This window comes from Salinithrix halophila (genome assembly GCF_042650125.1).
GTDB classification, from domain to species: Bacteria; Bacillota; Bacilli; order Thermoactinomycetales; family DSM-45169; genus Salinithrix; species Salinithrix halophila.
On the sequence record NZ_JBHSAP010000004.1, the window covers coordinates 1 to 19,087 of the forward strand.

The window sequence follows — 19,087 nt, forward strand, 5'->3', positions numbered from 1 at the left end:
CAGGATCAAACTCTCCGATAAAGGTGAGCTTGAAACGCTCAAATGAATTAACAAGGTCGAATCAATTGCTCTTCAGTTTTCAAGGAACGCTTTGTTGTTCCCGCCGTTTTGGCGGTGCCGCTCTCTTACGGCGACAAGATCTATCTTATCAAATCTATCGGATCCTGTCAACAACTTTTTTTCGTTTCTTTTTGCGGGGAAGCTTCCCCCAAACCGATCCGTAAAGGCTTCGGTCCCGCCGTTCTCGCGCCTTTTGCCTGTGGCGCCGTCGCAGCGACAAGTAATAATTTATCACGGACTGGGACAACCGTCAACCCCTTTTTTTTATTTTCATTCCGAAAGAGGACCCTGAAGCTTTTTTTGCTTCGGGCCCTCCATCACCTGCGGGTTCATTGATAGGTTTGACCGTTAATTTCAAAGCTGGTTACCACTTCAGCATTGAGGGATTGGGAGACGGAACAGTACTTGTCACGAGAAAGCTCGACGGCCCGACGTACTTTGTCTTCGGGGAGATCTCCCGTCAAACGATAATGGATATGTACCCGTGTGAAGCGTCGGGGGTGTTCCTCCGCTCGCTCACCGGAAACTTCCATATCGAAGGATTCCACCGTCAGACGCATCTTTCGTAGAATATCCACGATATCGATGCCAGAACATGCCCCTGCAGCTGCCAATAAAACCTCCGTGGGCCGCGGGCCGCGATCTTCCCCGCCCACATCGTGAGCTGCATCCAGAAGCAGACTATGACCGGAAGGAGCAGTAGCTTCGAACTGCATCTTCCCGTTCCATTTTAGGTTGGTTTTCACCTTGTATCACCTCTCAAACTTGTTAGGAAAGAAAAACGATCAAACTGGATTCAATGACGGCGGCAATTATCAGCATGACAGAAACACCTAACACAACGACAGGAATTCGTTGAAAGAGTTGTTGCCACTCCTGCATGTTCTGCACGCGCAGGGCCGGCGAAAATAAGCTGACAAGCCCACGGGCAGCGAGAATCCCCAGTCGAATCCCAAAGGCTGCAGCGATAAGGATCGCAGGCAATTCCAGAATGCCATGGGGTAAGATTTTCGTCACCAACACAAAGAAAGGATTGGCTCCAGATTGCCCCGCGATAGCCAATACCAGTCCCAGCAATACACCATTGGAAACGAGGGCGATCATTGGGAAGACCCCGAAAAAAAGGCCCAATCCCAACATGGTGGCTGCTGCCCGCAGATTGTTCAAAAAGATGATTTGGAAGGCATGAAAGAAATCCGGCTGCCTCTTGATCGCTTTCACTGTTTCCTGAATCTGTTCCCACATCGGGGAATTTTTCATTACGCTGAGAATGCTCTCCGAGGCCGCATAACCAAGAATGGCGCTGCCAACCAGCAGCAGGGTGGCTAACCAGATCAAACGACGTTCGGACCGCAATGCTTCCAAAAAGCGCCCCATTGTCTCTCCCCCTGTTCATTTTTGCGATCATAACCCTCGTCCTTCAGAATACATTTTAGTATGGGACAGGTGTCAGGTCGTCCATACCGAAGCAGTCGGAGGTGGCGTAATGAAATTCATATGGGTACTTTCGGGTAAACGAATCAAGCGTGGTCTGATGGTGTTCGTCGCTTTCTTTTTCGCCTTTGGCATCTATTATGCCGAGAAGGAAAATATCCAGGTCTTTATGCCTCTAGATTCCGGCCCTGAGGCCATCTACAGCGTGGATACGGAAAAAAAACAGATTGCTCTAACCTTTGACATCAGTTGGGGGGAAGAACGCACCGGGCCCATCCTAGACGTCTTGGAGCAAAAGGGAGTAAAGAAGTCCACCTTTTTCCTTTCTTCCCCTTGGGCGGAAGCTCACCCGGATATCGTGAAGCGGATCACAGACATGGGATACGAGATCGGTAGCCACGGCCATCGCCACGATAACTATAGCACCCTGAATGAGGAACAGATCAAAACTCAGATCAGCAAAGCCCATCAAATCTTATCCAAACTGACAAAGCAAGAACCCAATTTGATTCGCTTTCCCAACGGAGACTTTGACAAGCGGGTACTAAAAATCGCCGATGAGTTGGGTTATACCGCGATCCAGTGGGATACGGATTCACTCGACTGGATGAACCCCGGTAAAGAAAAAATCATCCATCGCGTGACGAGCAAGGTTCATCCCGGCGACATTATCCTGATGCATGCCAGTGATTCCAGCAAACAACTGGGAGAAGCTTTACCCGCTATCATCGACAACTTGAGGAAAAAGGGCTATCAGTTCGTCACGGTATCCGAGCTGATCGCAGGTGCTGAAGTCGAATTAAATCCGGTAGATTAAAAACCAGCTGTTAGCGGCTGGTTTCTTTATGTTTCATGGGGGCTGTATCCACTAAGCGGTGCAACTGCATGATTTGCCAAGTATTGCAGACCAGCAGCGTAATAACCATCAGCAATATCAACACCAAAGGCTGACTGAGGGAAGGGATCGCTTCTAATGTGGTCGCTGCTGTCATGAAAAAAAGAGCGGGAATGAACCCATGGGGGTTGGTTGCTTTCATTTTAAACCATGCCACAGCCAAGCTGAAAAGCAGGACTGTCAGGGCAAGGATGGGCTGTAAGGTAAAAAGATTGGCAAGGATGATCCCAGTTACCAGCAGTTGCAACCCCTGATAAAGATTCCGGCTGCGAATGAAACCGGTAAAAACCATATTAAACACCATATAAGCAAAAAAACCCATCTGCGCTACTGCACCAAACATGACCCCGGCCCATAGCTGGCGCACCAGATTCAATCCGATGTCGCCAAAGACCTCCTGCAGGATGAATCCGGCGACAGGTGCTGTAACCGTTCCGATCGCGCAGGTCGTCCAAAAGAGAAAAAAGAGTTTTCGTATCGTCATCAGCTGTCGCTCCTTCGAAACCCTTGGAGGTGCTGGGCTCTCTGGTCGGCCCTCATATTCCTCCCCCCATTATACCGATCCTCGTGGTGAAATTGAACGTCCCATCCCTTTCCAACTGTGACACCTTCCGCAACCATCAGGTTCGGGCATAAACCTTCCCTAACCCGATCATATTAATGGTGAGACTCTTGGAAAGGCGGCCAACTAATGCTTATACAGCCCCGTATGCTTGGACTGATCCTCACATTGATCCTATTTCTGACGGCTGCGTGCAGTCCGAACCCCAAACCGGAATCCCAGCCGCCGGATTACAATGAAATGAAGCAGATGGTAACTGACGTTCTTCACACAAAGGAAGGGAAAAAGGCGATTCAGGAACTGATGAAAGATCCGGAGTTCCGCAAGGAAGTCATCATAAACGACAAACAAATGGAACAGACGATCAGTGATACCCTCACCAACCCCAAAATGCAGCCACAGTTGGAAAAAATGCTAGAAAAGCCTAAAGTAGCCTCTAGCTTCGCCAAGGCAACCGAAAAGCAGCATAAAAAAATGATCAAGCAACTGATGAAAGACCCGGAGTATCAAAAATTAATGATGGATATCATGAAGGACCCCGAATACACCAAACAACTGACCCAAGTGATGAAAAGCCGGGAAGCTCGTAAGCAGACCATGAAGGTCATGGAGGATGCCCTTGAAGATCCGATGTTCAAAGAAAAGTTTATGAAACTGATGCAAGAAGCCGCCAAAAAAGGGCAAAAGAAAGGTGGCGGCGGAGGTCAACAAGGTGGAGCCGCTGCTGGCGGTGGCGGTGGAGGAGCCGGTGGAGGTGGCGGTGGGGGCTAATCATTTCTCCTCATCCATCCAAAACAAAGCCTCGGCATTTAGCCGAGGCTTTTGAATGTGCGATGACCTAATTCCGTTTTATCACTTCTCGAGCCAGTTCCAAGTACCGTTGTCCGGTAGCTGTATCCGCCTTATAAATCGAAGGAGAATATTCTGGATCCTCGGGAGTACCGTTTTGGGGAGCTCCTAGAGGAATTTGGACCAGAAGATCGGTGTTCAGTTCCTCCGCCAGTTTCTCTCCACCACCGTGACCGAAGACAGCCTCTTTGTGGCCACATTCGGAGCACTCATACCAAGCCATGTTTTCCACAACACCGAGGATCTCATGCTCGGTATGGATAGCCATCGCCCCGGCACGGGCAGCCACAAAGGCAGCAGTGGCGTGGGGAGTGGTGACGAGAAGCTCTTTAGACTGAGGAAGCATCTGATGGACATCCAGGGCCACGTCCCCGGTCCCCGGCGGCAAGTCGAGAATCATATAGTCAAGCTCCCCCCACTCGACTTCCTGGAAGAAATTTTTCAGCATTTTTCCTAACATCGGGCCACGCCAGATAACTGGAGCATTCTCCTCGACAAAAAAGCCCATCGAGATCACTTTCACCCCGAACCGTTCCACCGGGTAGATGGTCTTGTCCACCACGGTAGGGCGTTCGTGGATTCCCATCATATCTGGAACGCTAAACCCGTATATATCCGCATCGATAACTCCGACACGGGCACCTTCCCGGGCTAGAGCAACAGCCAAATTCACGGTGACCGTTGACTTGCCAACGCCTCCCTTGCCGCTGGCTACAGAGATAAACTGGGTTTTGGACTCTTTAGATAAAAGTGGAGGAGCATCCGATTCCGACGCGAGGGCCTGGCGACCCCCTGATCGTTTACTACGCACTTTGGCTTGGTGTTCCTGTCGGATGCGCTCGGCTAGGGCCTCCTTTTCCTTTTCGCCTAGAACATCCGTCTCCACTTCAACCTCAGAGGCTCCGATTCCTTTCAGAGTATCCTTGACCGCCTGAACCAATTCCTCCCGGTGAGCAACTTGCTCAGAAAGGAACATCAGGGTCAGGACGATTCTATCGTCAAAGATTCGAATATTGCGAGCAAGGTTGAGTTTGACCAGGTTGTGTTTTAACTCCGGTTCTTCGACTTGCCGGAGGGCTTCCAAGATCTTTTCGATGGTGAGCAAGGTCAACACCCCAATGTGTCGGTTCGTTTTTCGACCCAATTATATCATACGTCACCCAGAATCTTCAGGGGTACTAACATCTCGCGAGTAGTAAAGCATGATCCCATGGTAGATGGCTGCCGCCAACTTTTTCTGATAGGAAGTATTACGAAGCATTTCCGCCTCTTCCGGATTGGAGAGGAAACCTACTTCAACCAAGGCCGAAGGGATCGGGGACGTTCGCATGATATAGACCTCACCACTGTGACGGGCCAAGCGCTTGGTGTTCTCCAGGTTGCGTTTCAGCTCGGACTGAATCGCTACCGCCAGTTTTTTATTAGCCTCTAGCGTAGGATAGTAGAAGGTTTGGGCCCCTTTCCATCGCGGGGAAGGAATCGCGTTCAAATGAATGCTTATAAAAGCATCAGCGCGGCTTTTTTTCACCAACTCTGCCCGACGGATCAGATCTTGAGACTTGCGGCTCTTCACATGCTCGTCTGCCAGGTCCCTGTCTGTCTCCCGAGTCATAATCACCATGGCCCCTGCTTCCTGTAGATAATCACGCAACGAGAGCGCAATCGCCAGAGACACATTTTTTTCTAATAATCCTGTTGCACTAACTGCCCCACCGTCCCGTCCTCCATGGCCTGGGTCGATGACGATTAAACGCCCTGTCAGCGGCATACTCCAAGTGCTCTTGCTTCCGTCCCAGGGTAATCCGTTCAGACAGAGGACAGTGGCGGTAAGTAATAACAATCCGATGAGGCGCCAAAATCCTCTTTTTTCCCTGACCCATTCCCGCCACAGCTCTTCCATGCTTCCGGCCTCCCCCTGTCCTATTGACTGATGTTTCATGTATATGGGACAGGTTGGTCCGTTATGTTAGAGAAGACGCCGTTTGCGAAGCCGAATCCCATAATCAACCCCGTGCAGGAACCAACGAACGGTGACTTCTTCGAAAAAGACAAGGACCGACTGACAAGTCCAATCGTCCAGGCAATGAAAAAGCTCCATATCCTGGGCGATCCGGCTAATCAGTTCGTCTCCTTCTCTCCCAAATATGCGTTGATACCAACTTCGCCGCTCTGGTTCCGGGCGTTCCGGCGGGCATTCCGCTTCCCCACGCCGGTTCATTTCAATGCCGGAAACATAGGCCTCAAAAGCGAGTCGGTAAACCGCCTCGTCAACCGTGAACCGCTTCGGGGGAGAAAGATGGTCGAGGCTTGGCTCCAGCATCTCTTCCAGAAACCGGGATAGCTTGCTCCAGGGGAACCCCTGCAGGGCTTCTTGGCGGAGTTTTTCAATTCGGTTGCAGCGCCATGCTTCAAGCCAGACGATTTTGCCCACCGGATTCCCCCCTTATCACTCAAGGCTTATTGTTACCGAGCACGGTACGATGATACTCCGACAAAAAACAAAAAACCCCTCTCGGGAGAGGGGTTTTTCTGGCAAAGATCAGCGCTTGGAGAATTGAGGTGCACGCCGCGCTTTTTTGAGACCGTATTTCTTCCGTTCCTTCATCCGCGGATCCCGGGTGAGGAATCCAGCTTTTTTCAGGGACGGACGCAGTTCCGGATCCACTTTCAAGAGGGCGCGGGCTACGCCGTGACGGATGGCACCGGCTTGGCCGGTGGTACCTCCGCCTTCAACGGTGACCAACACGTCATAGCGGTTCAGGGTTTCCGTCAATACCAGCGGTTGCTTAACGATCGCTTTCAGGGTTTCGAGACCGAAGTACTGGTCCATGTCTCGGCCATTGATAACGATGCGGCCATCACCCGGCACCAAGCGGACGCGGGCCGTAGATTCTTTACGGCGACCGGTGCCGTAGAATTGGACTTGAGCCAAGATTGGTTCCCTCCTTAGACATCTGTTGGCGGCTTTGCCGCATACAGGTTCTTATGATTAACCGCGTACTTCCCAAACCTCAGGCTTCTGGGCCTGATGGGGATGGTCCGTGCCGGCATAAACTTTCAATTTCTTCAGTTGCTGACGACCGAGTTTGTTCTTAGGCAGCATGCCCTTGACGGCCAGTTCCAACATGAGTTCTGGCTTCTTCTCGCGCAACTCACCGGCGGAGATGGATTTCAGTCCACCCGGCCAGCCAGAGTGACGGTAGTAGGTTTTATCTGCCGGTTTACGACCAGTCAGATGTACCTTGGACGCGTTGATGATGACGACGAAGTCCCCCGTGTCCACGTGGGGGGTGTATTGAGGTTTATGCTTTCCGCGAAGCAGGGTCGCGACTTCCGTTGCCAGACGACCCAGCGGTTTATCCGCAGCGTCGACCACATACCATTTCCGATCCACTTCGTTCGGTTTGGCCATAAAAGTGGTTCGCATTGTGTTCCCTCCTCATGAAAGACCCTATGGAAATTGAGGTATATTCCAAAAGTGGTCAGGATTTTACATATGTGTTGCGCCGAACGTTCCACCGGGGCAAGTGGAAAAATACCAACGCTCATAATACACCATCTGGGATTCCGTGTCAATAGCGTGACCGGGGAGCGAAGCGACTCTTGGCACGGCTTGTACTGCCGCCGGGCGCATAGTGTGACTGGAAAGCGAGAGGATGATAGCTGAGCCTACGAGTATATCAGACTAAAATCGGGCAACAGATGCGCTTATTCGGGCCATGGTTCATAGTGAACCTCTACCATCGTCAACCCTTGAGCGGGCAAGGTCTTGCCCGCCCGGCTGCGGTCGCGGCCCTGCAGGATATCCGAGACCGCAGCCGGGTCAAGTTTGCCCATGCCCGCTTCAACCAGGGTGCCGGAAATGATTCGGACCATATGGTATAAAAACCCGTTCCCCGCCGTCACGATTGCAATCACACCGTCTGCCAACACCTCTACCTCACACTGATAAAGGGTGCGGACCTTGTCTTTCACTGTGGTCCGGGCGGAAGAGAAGGCGGAGAAATCATGGGTACCCACGAGATAGCCCGCTGCCTGCCTCATCCTCTCCACATCCAATCCCAAGGTCAGATGCGTACGATAGCGTCGGGTAAAAACGTCAGGAACCGGACGAGTATCCAGTGTATACCGGTACCGTTTCCAGCAGGCATCATAGCGTGCATGGAAGGTTTTTGGTACCGCTTCTACGGAAAGAACAGCCAGATCTTGGGGAAGAACATGGTTTAATACCCTCGTCCACCGTTCCAGAGGGACCCCTGCCTCCGTCTCAAAATGAACCACCTGGCCCCGAGCATGAACGCCAGCATCGGTCCGACCGGCTCCGGTAACGGATACCGGGCTCGCCGTGATACGGCCCAACGCCTCCTCGAGGGTGCTTTGTACGGTTCGCCGACCGGGCTGCCGCTGATAACCGGCAAAGTCCGTCCCATCATAAGCGATGGTCATTTTCACCTTCTGCATACCCGTCTCCCTCTTCTTTCCTTAGTTCCGAAGCAGGAGCAATCCGGTAATTAACAAAATCAGCACAGCAAAAGCGGCTGCATCCCTCCGGGTATAAGCGAGCTTCCGGAGTCGGGTCCTCCCCTTTCCTCCTCGGTATCCCCGCGCCTCCATGGCCATGGCAAGCTCCTCGGCCCTTCGGAAGGCAGAGACAAAAAGGGGGATCAGAACCGGGATGTAACTTTTCGCCCGTCTAAAGAGACTCCCACTTTCAAAATCAGCTCCGCGTGCCTCTTGTGCCTTGATGATCTTTTCCGTCTCTTCCCACAGAGTGGGGACAAAGCGGAGGGCAATCGACATCATGAGTGCCAGTTCGTGGGCGGGAACGCCGATCCGTTTGAAGGGCATGAGCAAACGCTCCAGGCCGTCTGTCAAATCGATCGGGGAAGTAGTTAAAGTAAGAAGCGTCCCCATTACTACCAGCAGGAGAAACCGGAGAGAAATCCACCCCGCTTGCGCAACACCGGCCTCCTCAATCGTAACGAGGCCGAAGGAAAACCAGGTCTTCCCGCCCTTGGTTAATAGGAGGTGGAGAAGGCCGGTCATGGCGATTAGATACAGAATGGGCTTCAGCCCTCGAAAAAGCATTCGAAGCGGAACATCGGATATCAAGAGAGCCGTTCCCGTAACCGCCCCCAGCAGGCCGTAAGACCAGCCGTTGTTGGCGAGGAAGACAATCAGCATATAGACAAAGACAAAAATTAACTTCGCCCGGGGGTCCATCCGGTGCAGGAGGGAACGTCCGGGAACATATTGTCCCAGAACAGGAGCAGCTATTGTGCTCACAGGATCTTCCTCCCCGTCCATCGTTTCCACAGATACTCCTCAAGGGCTTCCACTGTCAGCAAATCACTCGGCACTCCAGGCTCCAAATGCTTACTGAGAACGGCGGCCAGCTGGGTAGCAGCCGGGGCTTCCAGCCCCCACTCCGAAAGGGCTTCTCGGCGAGAAAAGACCTCAGAGGGAGGGCCTGACAGCACCAATCTCCCTTGGTCCATGATAAACAGGGTATCGGCGTAACGAACAGCCTCTTCCATCCGGTGGGAGACTAGAATGACAGTCATTCCCTGTTCCCGGTGCACGTCATCAATCCGGTTCAGCAATTCCTGCTGTCCGGCGGGGTCGAGGCCCGCCGTCGGTTCGTCCAGTACCAATACCTTGGGCTTCATCGCCAGCACTCCGGCAATAGCCGTTCGACGCATCTGCCCCCCGGATAAATGGAAGGGAGAACGCTCCCGCAGTTCAGCAGGTAGTCCCACCCACTCCATCGCCTGCCGGACGCGCTCTTCAATCTCCCCTTCTTCCAACCCTTGATTGCGAGGACCGTAGGCAATATCCTTCGCCACCGTCTCCTCAAACAGTTGATATTCCGGATATTGAAACACGACGCCAACCTGACGGCGCAAGGAACCTAATTTTTTTGTCTCCGGCCCTGATTCTGCTTCAAATACCCTTACCGTCCCTTCTGTCGGATGTAAGAGACCGGCAATATGCTGGATCAGGGTAGACTTTCCAGAACCGGTCGCTCCCAGGACAGCAGCGAATGCACCCTCCTCGACCTCCATGTTTACACGGGACAGGGCGATTTTTTCAAATGGTGTGCCCGCCATATAAACATGACTCAACCCTTGGATAGCAATCCCCATAGTTCTTCCACCAGTTCCTCGGTGTTTGCGGTCTTTTCAGAGAGAGGCATCCCTCGGCGGATCAGGCCCTCCCGCAGTTTCACATGAAAAGGGACATCCAAAGACCATCTGGAGAGGGCCTCTGCACGGGAAAAAACCTCTGCGGGAGTCCCTTCCAACTGAAGGCGCCCCCCTGCCATAATCATGATCCGTTCTGCCTCCAGCGCCTCATCGGCAGAGTGGGTGATGTGAACGATGGTCGTCCCCCCCTCGTGAAGCCGACGGATTGCTTCTAACACTTCCCCTCGACCAGTGGGGTCCAGCATCGATGTCGCCTCATCAAAAACGACGACACGGGGGCGCATCGCGATGACACCGGCGATGGCAAGGCGTTGTTTCTGCCCCCCGGACAAGTGATGGGGAGGGGTTTCCTCCAATCCGTCCAGCCCCACTTCGGCGATCACTTCTTCGATGCGGGGGATCATCTCTTCCCGGGGCATTCCCCGATTCTCAAGTCCGAAGGCGATGTCATCACGAACCGTCGTTGCGACAATCTGGTTATCGGGATTTTGAAAAACCATACCGACCCGCTGCCGAATCTCCCATAAAGCCTCATCGTTCCGAGTATCGAGACCGTCTATGAGAACCTGCCCCCCCGTTGGGACCAGTAATCCGTTCAGCATACGTGCCATCGTCGATTTTCCGGACCCGTTGGGACCCATTACTGCCACATACTCTCCGGAAGGGATGGACAGGTTTAAGCCGGAAAGTACCCATTCTTTCGAGGACACACCTTCTATTGCATAGTGAAAACGGACTTCCCTGAGCTGGATCACGAGACCACCGCACTTTCCATCAAAGACCGTTGGCGGCTCCACTGCTTTGGTCTATCTGTATCCTGCATAGTTTCCCTATATAAAGAAAAAAGGGCAGATTTCAGGACCGGATCGATCCTGCCCTCTCCCTTTGATCCACAAAGCGTTGTTATACCAGTTCCAGATAGACCATTTCCGTGGCGTCGCCGCGACGGGGGCCAATCTTGATAATCCGGGTGTAGCCGCCGTTCCGCTCTTCGTAGCGGGGACCCACTTCGTCGAAGAGCTTCTTGACCGCATTGACCTGCTCGTGGGTGACTTCCTCCCCATCCTTTTCCGTGCGGGAACGCTCCTGCCGGACGTAGGCGGCGGCCTGACGGCGGGCGTGCAAGTCGCCTCGTTTGGCCAGGGTGATCATTTTCTCAGCGATGGAACGGACTTCCTTCGCCTTGGAAACGGTCGTTTCAATCCGCTCGTGGATGATCAGGTCGGTGACCAAATCCCGAAGCAGGGCTTTACGAGCTCCGGTATTGCGACCCAGTTTCGAATATGCCATGGATTTCCCCTCCCTCGTATTCAGATTGGACTGTTAGTCATCGCTGCGCAGGGAGAGCCCCAGTTCGGACAGTTTCTCCTGCACTTCTTCCAACGATTTACGTCCCAGGTTGCGAACTTTCATCATGTCCTCTTCCGACTTCTGGGTCAGTTCCTGGACAGTATTGATTCCGGCCCGTTTCAGACAGTTGTAAGAGCGCACCGACAGATCCAGCTCTTCGATGGTCATTTCCATAACTTTTTCTTTCTTGTCTTCTTCTTTCTCGACCATGATCTCCGCATCCTGGGCTTCTTCCGTCAATCCGACGAACAGCATGAGATGCTCTGTCAGGATTTTGGCACCTAGGCTGACGGATTCGTCGGGCCTTAAGGATCCATCGGTCCACACTTCCAGGGTCAACTTATCATAGTTGGTAACCTGACCAACCCGGGTGTTTTCCACCTGATAGTTGACGCGTTCGATGGGTGTATAAATCGAGTCGATCGGGATCACCCCGATAGACTGCTCTTCCGTCTTGTTCTTGTCTGCGGGCACATAACCCCGCCCGCGGTTGGCCGTCAACCGTACATGGAGACGTCCGTCTGCGGCTAGAGTGGCGATATGCAGATCCGGATTCAGGATTTCCACATCAGAATCGGCGCGGATATCGCCGGCTTTCACTTCGCCGCCGCCCTCCACGTCGATCTCCAGCACCTTCTCTTCGTCAGAATGAACCTTGAGCGACAGGTGCTTCAGGTTGAGGATGATTTCAGTCGTATCCTCAACCACACCAGGAATCGTGGAAAACTCGTGGAGCACCCCGTCGATCTGGATCGACGTTACCGCCGCACCCGGAAGGGACGACAACAGGATGCGGCGTAACGAGTTGCCTAAGGTGGTACCATAGCCGCGTTCCAAGGGTTCCACGACGAATTTTCCGTATCGACTGTCGTCGCTGATCTCTACGGTTTCGATCTTCGGCTTTTCGATTTCAATCATACGGTCGAACCCCTCCTTCAGAACGTCGCATTCCGGGTGATCGGTTTTCTGTGCATCTCTCTGGTGTAAACCGGTGACTCGCCCGGCAATCGAACGATGGGCATACTACAAGCCATGATTTGTCCACTACCAGTATACACAAGCCATTGGAAATGTAAACCAATCTCACCCCCGGAATTCAACCGATATCAGACGCGGCGACGCTTCGGCGGGCGGCACCCGTTGTGAGGAATCGGGGTGACGTCTTTGATCAGGTTCACTTCCAGACCGGCGGCCTGGAGGGAGCGGATCGCCGCTTCACGGCCGGCTCCCGGCCCTTTCACCGTTACTTCGACGGTCTTCATTCCGTGTTCCATTGCCTGCTTGGCAGCGGCCTCGGCAGCCATCTGGGCGGCAAAGGGCGTGCTTTTACGGGAACCTTTAAAGCCCAACGTACCGGAGCTCGCCCAGGAAATGGTGTTGCCCCGTTTGTCGGTGATGGTCACAAGCGTGTTATTGAAAGTCGACCGGATATGAACCGTACCCGATTCAACGTTTTTGCGGGCTTTCCGCTTGACGCGTTGGTTAGTGGCACGTTTTTTGACAGCCATGGTTATCCCTCCTTATCGATTATTTCTTCTTGTTGGCGACGGTCCGACGCGGGCCTTTCCGCGTACGGGCGTTGGTCTTGCTGCGCTGACCACGGACCGGCAGACCACGGCGATGGCGCAAGCCGCGATAGGATCCGATTTCGATCAGGCGTTTGATGTTCAACGCCGTTTCCCGACGCAGATCCCCTTCAACAACCAGGTTCTTGTCGATGTAGCCACGCAACTTTGCGACTTCTTCTTCAGTCAGATCACGGACGCGGGTATCGGGATTGATGCCGGTCTCTTTCAGGATCTGGGTCGCTTGGGGACGACCGATGCCGAAGATGTAAGTCAGTGCGATTTCCACGCGCTTTTCGCGGGGAAGGTCAACACCTGTAATACGAGCCAAGGCGAAACACCTCCTGTCTTATCCTTGTTTTTGCTTATGCTTGGGGTTTTCGCAAATAACCATGACGGTTCCTTTGCGGCGAATGACCTTGCACTTTTCGCAGATCGGTTTCACACTCGGTCTTACTTTCATTCTGCTTCCCTCCTGTCTTCCCCGCAGATGGCAGGGCGTTCGTTAGAAGGCCCTAAATCCACGGGGCCTCGGTGTCTAAAGAAGCGGCCGAAGCCCTTACGCGACATCCGAGTGACCTCAAGGAGCTCCCTTACTTATAACGGTAAGTGATGCGGCCCCGGGTCAGGTCGTAGGGGGAGAGCTGGACCGTCACTCTGTCCCCCGGCAGGATCCGGATAAAGTGCATACGGATTTTGCCGGAAACGTGGGCGAGGACTTTGTGACCGTTCTCCAGTTCCACCCGGAACATCGCGTTGGGCAGAGGCTCGATAACCCTGCCTTCCACCTCGATCACATCTTCTTTGGCCATTGACTCACTCTCCTTTTTCTTCTCCGATGCGGAGGAGATATTGGTTTAAGGCGTAGCGCAGCTTCGCGTTGGTAACTCGGCCTTCTTTGGCCAGGGAGTCCGCTACTTCCCGGGCGATGTGGTTCGTGGGTTGGATATGCTTGACATTCTTTTTCTTCGATTGGCCATATTTGCGTTTGTCGCCGTCCACCAACCAAACGAAATGCGGTTCTTCGAACCGGATTACTATGGCATACCTCCCTGCCTCACGGCCCCGGAGCACCTGGACGATCTGCCCCGGTCGGAGCCGCTTCCCGGCATCCATCATCCCATCACCCTTCACCTTTACGCTGTGGTCAATACTTCATGGCCGTCATCCGTGATCGCGATGGTATGCTCGAAATGGGCACACAGGGAACCGTCCTGCGTGACGACGGTCCAATTGTCAGCCAGCGTTCGCACGTATCGGCTTCCCACATTCACCATCGGTTCGACGGCCAGCGTCATCCCCGGCTTCAAACGGGGGCCTTTGCCCGGCAGTCCATAGTTGGGAATGCTGGGCTCTTCATGCAGGTCCTGACCTACTCCGTGTCCCACGTATTCCCGGACGATCGAAAACCCGGCTTTCTCGACGAAAGCCTGGACGGCATGGGAGATGTCTCCGATCCGGTTGCCGGGCTTCGCCTCGTTCAATCCCTTATACAGGGATTCTTCCGTCACCTCCAGCAATCGGATGGCGGTGTCGGAGACCGTGCCGACCGGGTAAGTCCAGGCCGAATCGCCGTGGTAACCCTTCAAGCACGCGCCGATATCGACGCTGATGATGTCTCCATCCTGCAGTTCACGATTGCCAGGGATTCCGTGGACCAGCTCTTCGTTTACCGAAGTACAGACGCTTCCTTTAAACCCGTTGTAACCTTTGAAGGAGGGAGTCGCACCGCTCTTTGTAATAAAATCCTCGGCAATCCGATCCAATTCCCGCGTGGTAATCCCCGGTCGGATCGCATCTTTGACCCGTTGATGGGCTTCAAAGACGATCCGCCCTGCAGCACGCATGTGCTCCAGTTCCTTGCTCGATTTAAGGATAATCATCGGGCTGCTCCCTTGAGATGACCCAAAATCGTTTCGGTTACGTGCTCGATCGGCTGCTGGCCGTCGATCGGGCGCAGGTTGCCTTGTTTCTTGTAATAATCGACGAGCATCTGGGTTTTTTCCATGTTGACCGCCAGCCGCTTGGCCACGGTCTCCTCCGTGTCGTCTTCCCTCTGGTAGAGCTCACCTGAACACCGATCGCAGACCCCTGGGGTCTTCGGCGGGTTAAACACCACATGATAGGTGGCTCCGCAGTCACGGCAGATACGACGACCGGTTAGTCTCTTTAAGAGCTCTTCCTCGGCCACCTCGATATAGATGACGTGGTCGAGGCTTCTCCCCATCTCCTTCAGGATCTCGTCCAGAGCTTCCGCCTGGGGAACAGTACGGGGAAACCCGTCCAGCATGAAGCCTTCGGCACAATCATCTTTGCCCAACCGTTCCCGGACGATACCGATCGTGACGCGGTCAGGGACCAACTGGCCTTCGTCCATGTAGGACTTGGCTTCCAAACCGAGAGGGGTCCCTTCCTTCACTGCCAGACGAAACATGTCACCGGTGGAGATATGGGGGATGTGGACAGCCTCGGTGATCCGGTCGGCCTGGGTGCCTTTCCCGGCGCCGGGCAGTCCCATCAGCACGATATTCAAGCCTCATCCCTCCTGCTGTTCAACAGAACAGGGCGGTCCGCCTGAAGGACGCCCCTCGACAGGGCATCCCGAACGCCGGGAAGGGCTCCCGGCGACGGTGGCTTCGTCCTGCTTTCCATGCTTGTTACCGGAAAAACTCCGGTTCTATGCATGATCCCCGGATAAGGTCCGGGGCTTGTGTCTCACTTGTTGATAAAACCTTTATAGTGCCGCTTGATGAGTTGGCTCTCGATGTTTTTCATCGTCTCCAGGGCAACACCAACCACGATCAGGAGAGACGTCCCGCCGATCTGCACCGGCTGCGGAAGACCGGCCACACTTGTAAAGAAGACCGGCAAAATGGAGACCGCTGCCAGGAAGAGCGCCCCGGCGAGAGTGATCCGGTTCATGATCTTGGTCAGATAAATGGAGGTGTTCTTGCCAGGGCGAATCCCCGGGATATAACCGCCGTTTTTCTTCATCTGATCCGCCAGCTGCACCGGGTTGATCTGCACAAAGGTGTAGAAATAGGTGAACCCGATGATCAGGAGAACGTAGACCGTCATCCCGAGGGGCGCATCAAATGCGAAATTAGTCATAAACCACTTGGCAATCGCGTTTTTCGGCCAGAACTGAGCGATCGTCGACGGGAAGATCAAAAGGGACATGGCGAAGATCACTGGGATCACCCCCGCCGCATTCACTTTCATCGGAATGTGGGTGGACTGACCCCCGAACATCTTACGCCCGACAACCCGCTTCGCGTACTGAACCGGGATCTTGCGAATCCCCTGTTGAATAAAGATAACACCCGCGATAATCGCAACCACCACAGCGAGAATCAGCACCACTTTCACGATGCTGAGGAAGACCTGATCCCCCGCTTCGGTGAACATCGTTTTATAGATCTTCTCCCCTGCCGGTGGAATGCCTGCAATGATCCCGGCGAAGATCAGGATGGAGATGCCGTTGCCGATCCCCTTCTCCGTGATCTGTTCACCCAGCCACATCAGGAAGGCAGTCCCTGCGGTCAGGGTCAGAGCGATCAGAGCGTAGGTCGTAAAGCCCGTGTCCTTGATGAACTGGAAGCCAACCCCTGCACTTGCCTGGTTAAATCCGAAGGTTAAACCGACGGATTGGATCAGCGCCAATCCGATCGTACCGTAACGGGTTACCTGGGCCAACTTTTTCCGACCGACTTCCCCTTCTTTCGCCCACTGGGCAAACCGCGGGATCACATCCATGGTCAGCAGCTGCACGATGATGGAAGCCGTGATATAGGGCATGATACCCATGGCAAAGATCGAGAAGTTGAGCAGCGCGCCCCCGGAAAAGGTGTTGATCAACCCAAAGGCTCCGCCCCCAGCCTCTTCCGCAAAGGCTTGAAGCGCCTTATTGTCTGTATTGGGGACCGGGATGAACGTACCTACCCGAAAGACAACCAGCATCGCCAGGGTAAAGAGGATCCGGCGACGGAGGTCCCCCACCTTCCAAATGTTGCTAACGGTTTGAAACATCAGAGCACCTCCGTCGTGCCTCCTGCATTGGCGATTTTTTCAGCCGCAGCTTGAGAGAACTTGTGAGCTTTGACCGTCAGTTTCACTTTGAGTTCCCCGTCAGCCAGTACTTTCAAACCGTCTTTCATGTTCTTGATCACGCCGGTTTCCTTAAGCAGTTCCGGAGTGACTTCGGCACCCTCTTCGAACCGGTTCAAGGTATCCAGGTTGATCACGGCATACTCTTTGCGGTTGATGTTCTGGAAGCCACGCTTCGGCAAACGGCGGTAAAGCGGGTTCTGGCCGCCTTCGAAACCAGGGCGGACACCACCGCCGGAGCGGGCTTTCTGCCCTTTGTGACCGCGACCGGAAGTTTTGCCCTGCCCGGCGGAGATGCCGCGACCGAGACGCTTCCGATTTTTACGAGCTCCGGTAGCCGGTTTCAGTTCATGGAGATTCATATCTTCGCACCTCCTCTTTGGATCTCGCCTTCCAAGAGATTACTCCTGTACCTCTTTCACGTCAACCAGATGGGACACTTTGTTAATCATTCCGCGGATCGCCGGGGTGTCCTCTTGAATGACGGTCTGTTCCCGTTTCGTCAGACCCAGGGTCCGTACCGTCACCCGTTGGGGTTCCGGACGGCCGATGAGACTCCGTTTGAGGGTGATAGCCAGTTTGTTTGCCACGATCATCCCCCCTTATCCTAACAACTCTTCGACAGATTTCCCACGCAGTTTGGCCACTTCTTCGGGCCGCTTCATGCTCTCGATCCCTTGGAGAGTAGCGCGAACCATGTTGATCGGGTTATTGGAACCGGTAGATTTGGTGAGGATATCACCGACTCCTGCTACCGTGAGAACGTCGCGGACAGCACCGCCGGCGATCACACCAGTACCCTTGGAAGCGGGTTTCATCAGAACCCGACCGGCACCGTATTGCCCGATCACATCGTGAGGAATCGTCGTCCCCTGAAGGGGAATGCTGATCATGTTTTTCTTCGCGTCTTCTACACCTTTGCGGATCGCTTCCGGCACTTCAGCTGCCTTGCCGTAACCGGCGCCCACTTTGCCTTTACCGTCGCCGACGACGACCAAGGCGCTAAAGCTGAACCGACGACCGCCCTTTACCACTTTAGACACGCGGTTGATGGTGACCACTTTTTCGATCATGTCGTCTTTGGCCTGATCGTTACGCATGGTTCTACCTCCTTTGCTCAAAAGTCGAGACCTCCTTCACGGGCACCCTCAGCCAACGCTTTGATCCGGCCGTGGTAGATATACCCACCGCGGTCGAAGACAACGTTTTTGATGCCCTTTTCGCTAGCACGCTTGGCGACGAGTTCGCCTACTTTGCGGGCTGCTTCCACATTGCCGCCATAGACTCCGCCCTCTTTCACTTCGGTGTCCAGGGTGGAAGCGGAAGCCAGGGTCACACCTTGCGTGTCATCGATAACCTGAACGTAGATGTTCTTAGCGGAACGGAATACGTTCAGACGGGGGCGTTGAGGCGTGCCCATGATTTTTTTCCGTACCCGAAGGTGACGGCGTTTCCGGCTTTTGTTCCGGTCAAGCTTCCGAATCATGCCGCGTTCACTCCTTTCCTGTCAGGCTTACTTACCGGTTTTCCCTTCCTTGCGGCGAATGCGTTCATCGGTGTACTTAATCCCTTTACCCTTGTAAGGTTCCGGTTCACGGATCGAGCGGATGTTGGCGGCCTGTGCCCCCACCTTCTCCTTGTCGATCCCTTTGACCACAACCTGGGTTTGGCTGGGGACATCCAGTTCGATCCCTTCGATGGGATCCACTTCCACCGGGTGGGAGTAACCGACGTTCAGGACAATCTTGTTGCCCTGCTTCTGAGCCCGGTAACCGACGCCGACGAGCTCCAGCGTTTTCTGGTAGCCGTTGGTTACGCCTTCGATCATGTTGGCGACAAGACTGCGAATCGTGCCGTGCAGGGCACGGTGTTTCCGGTTGTCGCTCGGGCGTTCCACGATCACTTCGTTGTCTTCCACTTTCACCGAAATCTCCGGATGCAACGCGCGGGAGAGAGAGCCCTTCGGCCCTTTCACACTGACAGTTGCTCCGTCCAGCTTCACTTCCACCCCGTTTGGAATGGAAATCGGTTTTCTACCGACGCGGGACATGTACGTTCA

General features: G+C 54.0%; 29 protein-coding genes. 2 read left to right on the forward strand and 27 right to left on the reverse strand.

The window, feature by feature from the left end; all coding sequences use genetic code 11:
• Positions 1-389: 389 nt before the first annotated feature.
• On the reverse strand, positions 390-806 hold the full coding sequence (locus ACFOUO_RS00940) for an OsmC family protein (protein ID WP_380701226.1): 417 nt from the start codon (positions 804-806) through the stop codon (positions 390-392).
• Positions 807-828: 22 nt separating this feature from the next.
• The gene (locus tag ACFOUO_RS00945; protein WP_380701228.1) at positions 829-1,437 is read right to left on the reverse strand and encodes a stage II sporulation protein M; all 609 of its coding nucleotides are present in this window, start codon (positions 1,435-1,437) and stop codon (positions 829-831) included.
• A gap of 109 nt (positions 1,438-1,546) precedes the next feature.
• Between ACFOUO_RS00945 and pdaB the strand changes: the two genes are divergently transcribed.
• Positions 1,547-2,311, forward strand: a complete 765-nt coding sequence (pdaB, locus tag ACFOUO_RS00950; RefSeq protein ID WP_380701231.1) for a polysaccharide deacetylase family sporulation protein PdaB — start codon at positions 1,547-1,549, stop codon at positions 2,309-2,311.
• A 10-nt stretch (positions 2,312-2,321) separates the two neighbouring features.
• On the opposite strand, the gene ACFOUO_RS00955 is transcribed toward pdaB, so the two are convergent.
• Positions 2,322-2,873, reverse strand: a complete 552-nt coding sequence (locus ACFOUO_RS00955) for a KinB-signaling pathway activation protein (protein WP_380701233.1) — start codon at positions 2,871-2,873, stop codon at positions 2,322-2,324.
• A gap of 207 nt (positions 2,874-3,080) precedes the next feature.
• On the opposite strand from ACFOUO_RS00955, the gene gerD reads away from it, so the two are divergent.
• Positions 3,081-3,722, forward strand: coding sequence for a spore germination lipoprotein GerD (gene gerD, locus ACFOUO_RS00960; protein ID WP_380701235.1), 642 nt, complete (start codon positions 3,081-3,083; stop codon positions 3,720-3,722).
• A gap of 67 nt (positions 3,723-3,789) precedes the next feature.
• Here the strand turns inward: gerD and ACFOUO_RS00965 are convergent, their stop codons facing one another.
• The 24 genes from ACFOUO_RS00965 to rplF form a co-directional block, all read right to left on the reverse strand.
• Positions 3,790-4,905: an Mrp/NBP35 family ATP-binding protein gene (locus ACFOUO_RS00965; RefSeq protein WP_380701611.1), complete on the reverse strand. Its 1,116-nt coding sequence runs from the start codon at positions 4,903-4,905 to the stop codon at positions 3,790-3,792.
• A 51-nt stretch (positions 4,906-4,956) separates the two neighbouring features.
• Positions 4,957-5,700, reverse strand: a complete 744-nt coding sequence (gene cwlD, locus ACFOUO_RS00970) for an N-acetylmuramoyl-L-alanine amidase CwlD (protein WP_380701238.1) — start codon at positions 5,698-5,700, stop codon at positions 4,957-4,959.
• A 66-nt stretch (positions 5,701-5,766) separates the two neighbouring features.
• Positions 5,767-6,231 (reverse strand): hypothetical protein, encoded by a 465-nt coding sequence (locus ACFOUO_RS00975; RefSeq protein ID WP_380701240.1) that lies wholly within the window; start codon positions 6,229-6,231, stop codon positions 5,767-5,769.
• 108 nt (positions 6,232-6,339) lie between these two features.
• The gene (gene rpsI / locus ACFOUO_RS00980) at positions 6,340-6,732 is read right to left on the reverse strand and encodes a 30S ribosomal protein S9 (RefSeq protein WP_380701242.1); all 393 of its coding nucleotides are present in this window, start codon (positions 6,730-6,732) and stop codon (positions 6,340-6,342) included.
• 57 nt (positions 6,733-6,789) lie between these two features.
• The gene (gene rplM, locus ACFOUO_RS00985; RefSeq protein WP_380701244.1) at positions 6,790-7,227 is read right to left on the reverse strand and encodes a 50S ribosomal protein L13; all 438 of its coding nucleotides are present in this window, start codon (positions 7,225-7,227) and stop codon (positions 6,790-6,792) included.
• 281 nt (positions 7,228-7,508) lie between these two features.
• Positions 7,509-8,261, reverse strand: coding sequence for a tRNA pseudouridine(38-40) synthase TruA (gene truA, locus ACFOUO_RS00990; protein WP_380701246.1), 753 nt, complete (start codon positions 8,259-8,261; stop codon positions 7,509-7,511).
• A gap of 21 nt (positions 8,262-8,282) precedes the next feature.
• Positions 8,283-9,077, reverse strand: a complete 795-nt coding sequence (locus ACFOUO_RS00995) for an energy-coupling factor transporter transmembrane component T family protein (RefSeq protein ID WP_380701613.1) — start codon at positions 9,075-9,077, stop codon at positions 8,283-8,285.
• Between the two features lie 5 nt (positions 9,078-9,082).
• Entirely contained in the window at positions 9,083-9,946 is an 864-nt protein-coding gene (locus ACFOUO_RS01000; protein ID WP_380701248.1) for an energy-coupling factor transporter ATPase, read from the reverse strand.
• Positions 9,922-10,761, reverse strand: a complete 840-nt coding sequence (locus ACFOUO_RS01005) for an energy-coupling factor transporter ATPase (protein ID WP_380701250.1) — start codon at positions 10,759-10,761, stop codon at positions 9,922-9,924. The genes ACFOUO_RS01000 and ACFOUO_RS01005 overlap by 25 nt, the downstream gene beginning before the upstream one ends.
• Before the next feature lie 148 nt (positions 10,762-10,909).
• Complete coding sequence (gene rplQ, locus ACFOUO_RS01010) at positions 10,910-11,296, reverse strand: 50S ribosomal protein L17 (RefSeq protein WP_380701252.1); 387 nt, start codon at positions 11,294-11,296, stop codon at positions 10,910-10,912.
• A gap of 33 nt (positions 11,297-11,329) precedes the next feature.
• Positions 11,330-12,274 (reverse strand): DNA-directed RNA polymerase subunit alpha, encoded by a 945-nt coding sequence (locus ACFOUO_RS01015; RefSeq protein ID WP_380701254.1) that lies wholly within the window; start codon positions 12,272-12,274, stop codon positions 11,330-11,332.
• A gap of 188 nt (positions 12,275-12,462) precedes the next feature.
• Positions 12,463-12,864 (reverse strand): 30S ribosomal protein S11, encoded by a 402-nt coding sequence (rpsK, locus tag ACFOUO_RS01020; protein ID WP_380701256.1) that lies wholly within the window; start codon positions 12,862-12,864, stop codon positions 12,463-12,465.
• Between the two features lie 19 nt (positions 12,865-12,883).
• On the reverse strand, positions 12,884-13,252 hold the full coding sequence (gene rpsM, locus ACFOUO_RS01025; RefSeq protein ID WP_380701258.1) for a 30S ribosomal protein S13: 369 nt from the start codon (positions 13,250-13,252) through the stop codon (positions 12,884-12,886).
• Positions 13,253-13,270: 18 nt separating this feature from the next.
• Positions 13,271-13,384, reverse strand: coding sequence for a 50S ribosomal protein L36 (gene rpmJ, locus ACFOUO_RS01030; RefSeq protein WP_003322638.1), 114 nt, complete (start codon positions 13,382-13,384; stop codon positions 13,271-13,273).
• A 130-nt stretch (positions 13,385-13,514) separates the two neighbouring features.
• Complete coding sequence (infA, locus tag ACFOUO_RS01035; RefSeq protein ID WP_380701261.1) at positions 13,515-13,733, reverse strand: translation initiation factor IF-1; 219 nt, start codon at positions 13,731-13,733, stop codon at positions 13,515-13,517.
• 4 nt (positions 13,734-13,737) lie between these two features.
• Positions 13,738-14,040 (reverse strand): RNA-binding protein, encoded by a 303-nt coding sequence (locus tag ACFOUO_RS01040; RefSeq protein WP_380701263.1) that lies wholly within the window; start codon positions 14,038-14,040, stop codon positions 13,738-13,740.
• A 17-nt stretch (positions 14,041-14,057) separates the two neighbouring features.
• Positions 14,058-14,804, reverse strand: coding sequence for a type I methionyl aminopeptidase (map, locus tag ACFOUO_RS01045; protein WP_380701264.1), 747 nt, complete (start codon positions 14,802-14,804; stop codon positions 14,058-14,060).
• Positions 14,801-15,454 carry an adenylate kinase gene (locus tag ACFOUO_RS01050; protein ID WP_380701266.1) on the reverse strand — a complete coding sequence of 218 codons (654 nt, stop codon included), beginning with the start codon at positions 15,452-15,454 and terminating at the stop codon, positions 14,801-14,803. The genes map and ACFOUO_RS01050 overlap by 4 nt, the downstream gene beginning before the upstream one ends.
• 182 nt (positions 15,455-15,636) lie before the next feature.
• The gene (gene secY / locus ACFOUO_RS01055) at positions 15,637-16,950 is read right to left on the reverse strand and encodes a preprotein translocase subunit SecY (protein ID WP_380701268.1); all 1,314 of its coding nucleotides are present in this window, start codon (positions 16,948-16,950) and stop codon (positions 15,637-15,639) included.
• The gene (gene rplO, locus ACFOUO_RS01060) at positions 16,950-17,390 is read right to left on the reverse strand and encodes a 50S ribosomal protein L15 (protein WP_380701270.1); all 441 of its coding nucleotides are present in this window, start codon (positions 17,388-17,390) and stop codon (positions 16,950-16,952) included. The genes secY and rplO overlap by 1 nt, the downstream gene beginning before the upstream one ends.
• 39 nt (positions 17,391-17,429) lie before the next feature.
• Entirely contained in the window at positions 17,430-17,624 is a 195-nt protein-coding gene (gene rpmD / locus ACFOUO_RS01065) for a 50S ribosomal protein L30 (RefSeq protein ID WP_380701272.1), read from the reverse strand.
• A gap of 6 nt (positions 17,625-17,630) precedes the next feature.
• On the reverse strand, positions 17,631-18,128 hold the full coding sequence (gene rpsE, locus ACFOUO_RS01070) for a 30S ribosomal protein S5 (RefSeq protein WP_380701274.1): 498 nt from the start codon (positions 18,126-18,128) through the stop codon (positions 17,631-17,633).
• A 17-nt stretch (positions 18,129-18,145) separates the two neighbouring features.
• Positions 18,146-18,514, reverse strand: coding sequence for a 50S ribosomal protein L18 (rplR, locus tag ACFOUO_RS01075; protein ID WP_380701276.1), 369 nt, complete (start codon positions 18,512-18,514; stop codon positions 18,146-18,148).
• Positions 18,515-18,541: 27 nt separating this feature from the next.
• A complete protein-coding gene (rplF, locus tag ACFOUO_RS01080; RefSeq protein ID WP_380701278.1) occupies positions 18,542-19,078 on the reverse strand; it encodes a 50S ribosomal protein L6 in 537 nt (178 codons plus the stop codon).
• Between the last annotated feature and the right edge of the window lie 9 nt (positions 19,079-19,087).